The 4097-nt window shown below is 72.5% G+C and carries 6 protein-coding genes; 1 reads left to right on the top strand and 5 read right to left on the bottom strand.

From position 1 onward, the window contains the following. Positions 1 to 211, top strand: a 211-nt coding sequence (locus XM48_RS00120; protein ID WP_046453742.1) for a PfkB family carbohydrate kinase, incomplete at its 5' end; no start/stop codon positions are given. A 100-nt stretch (positions 212 to 311) separates the two neighbouring features. Here XM48_RS00120 and XM48_RS00125 read toward each other — a convergent pair. The 5 genes from XM48_RS00125 to XM48_RS00145 form a co-directional block, all read right to left on the bottom strand. After that, on the bottom strand, positions 312 to 971 hold the full coding sequence (locus XM48_RS00125; RefSeq protein WP_046453743.1) for a LysE family translocator: 660 nt from the start codon (positions 969 to 971) through the stop codon (positions 312 to 314). 49 nt (positions 972 to 1020) lie between these two features. Next, entirely contained in the window at positions 1021 to 1731 is a 711-nt protein-coding gene (locus XM48_RS00130) for a hypothetical protein (RefSeq protein WP_046453744.1), read from the bottom strand. After that, positions 1728 to 2681: an ABC transporter ATP-binding protein gene (locus XM48_RS00135; protein WP_046453745.1), complete on the bottom strand. Its 954-nt coding sequence runs from the start codon at positions 2679 to 2681 to the stop codon at positions 1728 to 1730. Before XM48_RS00135 ends, XM48_RS00130 begins: the two co-directional genes overlap by 4 nt. Beyond that, a complete protein-coding gene (locus tag XM48_RS00140; RefSeq protein ID WP_336653460.1) occupies positions 2678 to 3118 on the bottom strand; it encodes a GntR family transcriptional regulator in 441 nt (146 codons plus the stop codon). Before XM48_RS00140 ends, XM48_RS00135 begins: the two co-directional genes overlap by 4 nt. 176 nt (positions 3119 to 3294) lie before the next feature. Continuing rightward, positions 3295 to 3963, bottom strand: coding sequence for a response regulator transcription factor (locus XM48_RS00145; RefSeq protein ID WP_046453746.1), 669 nt, complete (start codon positions 3961 to 3963; stop codon positions 3295 to 3297). Positions 3964 to 4097: the final 134 nt, after the last annotated feature.

Below are 4097 nucleotides of genomic sequence, written 5' to 3' on the forward strand. Positions count from 1 at the left end.
CCCCGTCGGGATCCGCACGGGCGCCAAACGCCTCGGGGTGCCGGTGCCGCCGACCGGCGAGGTGACCGACACCACCGGCGCCGGCGACCACTTGGCCGCGGGATCCCTGCTCGCCGTCGCGGACGGGGCCGAGCCCGCCGATGCCGCGCAGCGCGGGATCGCGGCGGCGGCGCGGGTGCTCGGGCAGCCGGGCGCGCACGTCACCGCCTGAACCGGCGCGGGTCCGGTCGCGTTCCGAGCGCGGCCGGACCGGCGCGGTCGCGTTCCGCGCGGCCGGACCCGCGCGGTCGCGACGCCGCGCAGCACCGCCGCTAGGCCGTCGGCGAGGCGATGAGCTTCGCCCCGAAGCCGACCAGCACCGTGCCGGTGACCCCGTCGATCGCCCGGATCGTCTTCGGGCGGCGCAGCCAGCGCGACGCGTACGTCGCGAGCACGATGAGGATGCCGAACCAGACCACCGTCAGGATCGCGTGGACCGCGGCGAGCGCCAGCCCCATGAGCACGGGCGAGGCGCCGTGCGGGATGAACTGCGGGATGGTCGCGACGTAGAAGACCCCGACCTTGGGGTTCGCGAGGTTCGAGGCGAGGCCCACGAGGCCCGCCCGCCAGGGCGACGCGGGCACGGTGCTGGGCAGCGCGTCCGCGGACGCGGCCTGCGCCTCCGCGCCGTGCCGCTTCGAGAAGATCGCCTTCCAGAGCAGGGTGCCGCCGAGCACGATCATGTAGGCCGCGCCCAGCCAGGTGACCATGCGGTACGCGAACTCGGAGGCGGCGAGCAGGGCGGCGGCGCCGACGGCCGCTGCGACGCCCCAGACGAAGGAGCCGAGGCAGATCCCGATGCCGGTCGCGATGGCCGTGCCGCGGCCGCGCACGAGCGCCTGCCGCAGCACGAGCGAGCTGTCGATGCCCGGCAGGATCGTGAGCAGCATCGCGACGACGGAGAACGACAGGAGCGCCTGGAGGATCGTCATTGCAGCAGTGTATGCGGCACCGGGCGGGCGCGGTGCGATGAGGCGCCGGTCAGCGCACCGAGGTGCGGCGCATCGACAGCCAGGTGCCGACGAGCGCGATCGCGGCGATCGCGACGGCGACCCCGGCGAGGATCCCGCCGGTGATCGCGGGGATGATCTCGCCGAGCTGCGGCGCGAGCAGCAGCACCGAGAGGGCGGCCGCGAGGCCGAGCAGGAGACCGAGCACCGCGGGCCCCTTCGGACCGAAGCGGAGCCAGATCGCCCCGAACACGCCTCCGATGCTGAGCAGGGTAAAGGTGCCGAGGAACACCACCGGGGCGAGCACGAACGGGTTGCCGGCGCCCAGGCCGTTGACGTCGAGGGCGTAGACGTTCATGAACCAGTGCCCGGTCGCCAGCTCGATGCCGAGCAGCGCCAGCATGATCGCCGTGATGAACGCCGACTGGATCAGGTTCGCGATCGCCGTGCCGAGCACGTACGAGCGGCGGGTGCTGCCGGTGGCCGTGGCGAACGGGAAGGTGGTGGCAACCGCCTGCACCCCGTAGTAGACGAGGAAGCCGGGGAGCGACCACATCATGCCGGAGTTGTAGCGCGCGCCGACCGCGTAGCCGGGGTCGTTCGGGTCGAGCCCGCCGCGCTGCAGGGCGAGCGCGATGATGGCCGACATCACGAGCACCAGGAGCACGATCGTGAGGGGCGCGACGAACATCGTGGAGGGCTTGTTGAGGTGCAGGCGGATGACCTTGCCGATGCGGTTCATGAGCGGGCTCCGTTCGCGATGGTGGCGGGGCGGTCGGTGTCTGCGCCCGGCCGCTCGGTGGGGGTGTCTGCTCCGTCGAAGCCGTAGGCCGCCACGAGCTCCTGCAGCCCGACGGCGCCGATGTCGATTCCGCGCTCGGCGGCAGCCGCCCGATCCTGCGCGCTCGGCGGGCCGTCGATCACGGCCGTGGCGAGCCCGCCGATGCGGTGCCGGCTGAGCACGCTGCGGCCCTCGGCGTAGGCGGCGACATCGGCGTCGCGGCCCGTGGCCTGGTGCGCGGCCCCGCGCAGCTCGTCGACGTCGGCGTCGCGCAGCAGGCGACCGCGGTCGAGGATCACGACCCGTTCGAGCAGCTGCTCCATCTCGTCGATGAGGTGGGTCGACAGCACGATCGTGCGCGGGTGCTCCGCGTAGTCGCGCAGCAGCACGTCGTAGAAGTGCGTGCGCGCGGTGGCGTCGAGGCCCAGGTAGGGCTCGTCGAAGAACGTGATCGGTGCGCGCGAGGCGAGTCCGATCACGATCCCGAGCGCCGAGAGCTGGCCGCGCGAGAACTTCTTCACGACCGGCTTCTCGGGGATCCGGAATAGCGAGACGAGCTCGTCGGCGAGGGCCTGATCCCACTCGGGGAACCCGATTCGGGCCCCGCGCAGCACGTGCTTCAGCTTGTAGTCGTCGGGGTACCGCTGGTTGTCCCGGATGAAGCACATGCGCTCCACGACGCGTGCGTGCTCGAACGGCGGCTCGCCTTCGACGAGGACCTCGCCGGAGGTCTGGCGGTCCTGCGCCGACAGGATGGACATGAGGCTGGTCTTGCCGGCGCCGTTGCGGCCGAGCAGCCCGGTGATGGTGTCTCGCCGGAAGGCGAGGGTGACGTCGTCGAGGGCGCGGACGGACCCGTGGGTGCGGGTCAGCGAGCGGACCTCGATCGCGTTCTGCGTCGGTGCGGTCATGGCGTTGCCTCCGTGGGGTGGGGGTCGGATGCGGAGTCTGCGGGGGTGCCCGCGCGTTCTGCGCTGCGGCGGGCGACGAGGTCGATCAGCACGGTCGGCGCCAGGCCGAGCGCGGTCGCCTCGTCGAGGAGCGGGTCGACGAAGCCTGCGATGAGGCTCTCGTGCCGCCGGTCGCCGATGAGCCGCTTGGCTCCGGGCGAGACGAACATGCCGATGCCGCGCTTCTTGAAGAGCACGCCGTCGTCGACGAGGAGGTTGAGCGCCTTGCCGGCGGTCGCCGGGTTGATGCGCAGGAACGCCGCGAGCTCGTTGGTCGAGGGCACCTGCGACTCCTCGGCGTAGGTGCCGCGGAGGATGTCGTCGGAGATCCGATCGGCGAGCTGCACGAAGATCGGCCGCGAATCGTCGAACACGGGCGCCTCCTCTTCGGTCTTCATCGGTTCATTACTTCACTAATGAACCTAGGCACCGATGCGGGCGCTGTCAAGCCCGGTGCGGCGGGGCTGCTGCCGTTCATTCAGCCGGATCTGAGCACTCAGCCGGATGGGTGCGCAGAAATCGTCCGGCTGAGTGCTCGGATCCGGCTGAGCGAACACGGCCCGGACCGGTCGGCTCAGATGAGGCCGAGCTCCATCGCGCGGGTCACGGCCCGCGTACGATCCGACACGTCGAGCTTCTCGAAGATGTGCAGCAGGTGCGTCTTCACCGTCGACTCGCCGATGGTGAGCCGCTCCGCGATCCCGGGGTTGCTGAGCCCCTCGGCCACGAGCGCGAGGATCTCGGCCTCCCGCGCGGTGAGGCGCGGCGCGGGATCGGGGCCGCGGGCGGCGTCGACGCCGGCCGGATCCAGCTGCCCGCGCAGCGCCTGCGCCAGCTGCACGGCGAGCGCCGGCGCCAGCACCGTCTGCCCGGCGTGCGCGGCGCGCACCCCCGCGAGCAGCTCCTCGGCGGGCGCCGCCTTCACCAGGTACCCGCTCGCCCCGGCCGAGATCGCCGCGAGGATCCGGTCGTCGCTCTCGTAGGTCGTGAACACGAGCACGCGCCGTTTCGCCCCGGCGGCGAGCGCGTCGGCGAGGATCCTGCGGGTCGCCTCGACGCCGCCCATGCCCGGCATGCGCAGGTCCATGAGCACGAGGTCGGGCTCGAGGGCGGCCGCGAGTTCGAGGGCGGTCTCGCCGTCGACGGCCTCGCCGACCACGTCGAAGTCGGGCTCGGCCTCGAGGAGGCCGACGATCCCGGACCGCACGATGGGGTGGTCGTCGACCACGAGGATCCGGATCATGCGGGAGCTCCGTCCGTGGAGTCGTGGGCGAGCGCGACCCCGGTCGGGATCCGCGCGATGAGCTGGGACCCGCCGCCCGGTGCGGCGGCGAAGACGAGCTCGCCGCCCGCGAGCTCGACGCGCTCGCGCAGGCC

Source organism: Leucobacter sp. Ag1, assembly GCF_000980875.1.
GTDB classification, from domain to species: domain Bacteria; phylum Actinomycetota; class Actinomycetes; order Actinomycetales; family Microbacteriaceae; genus Leucobacter; species Leucobacter iarius.

What these genes read in the sequence shown, in the direction of transcription:
- XM48_RS00125 (WP_046453743.1), bottom strand. Translation starts at nt 971, where the DNA reads ATGACGATCCTCCAGGCGCTCCTGTCGTTCTCCGTCGTCGCGATGCTG.
- XM48_RS00130 (WP_046453744.1), bottom strand. Translation starts at nt 1,731, where the DNA reads ATGAACCGCATCGGCAAGGTCATCCGCCTGCACCTCAACAAGCCCTCC.
- XM48_RS00135 (WP_046453745.1), bottom strand. Translation starts at nt 2,681, where the DNA reads ATGACCGCACCGACGCAGAACGCGATCGAGGTCCGCTCGCTGACCCGC.
- XM48_RS00140 (WP_336653460.1), bottom strand. Translation starts at nt 3,118, where the DNA reads ATGAAGACCGAAGAGGAGGCGCCCGTGTTCGACGATTCGCGGCCGATC.
- XM48_RS00145 (WP_046453746.1), bottom strand. Translation starts at nt 3,963, where the DNA reads ATGATCCGGATCCTCGTGGTCGACGACCACCCCATCGTGCGGTCCGGG.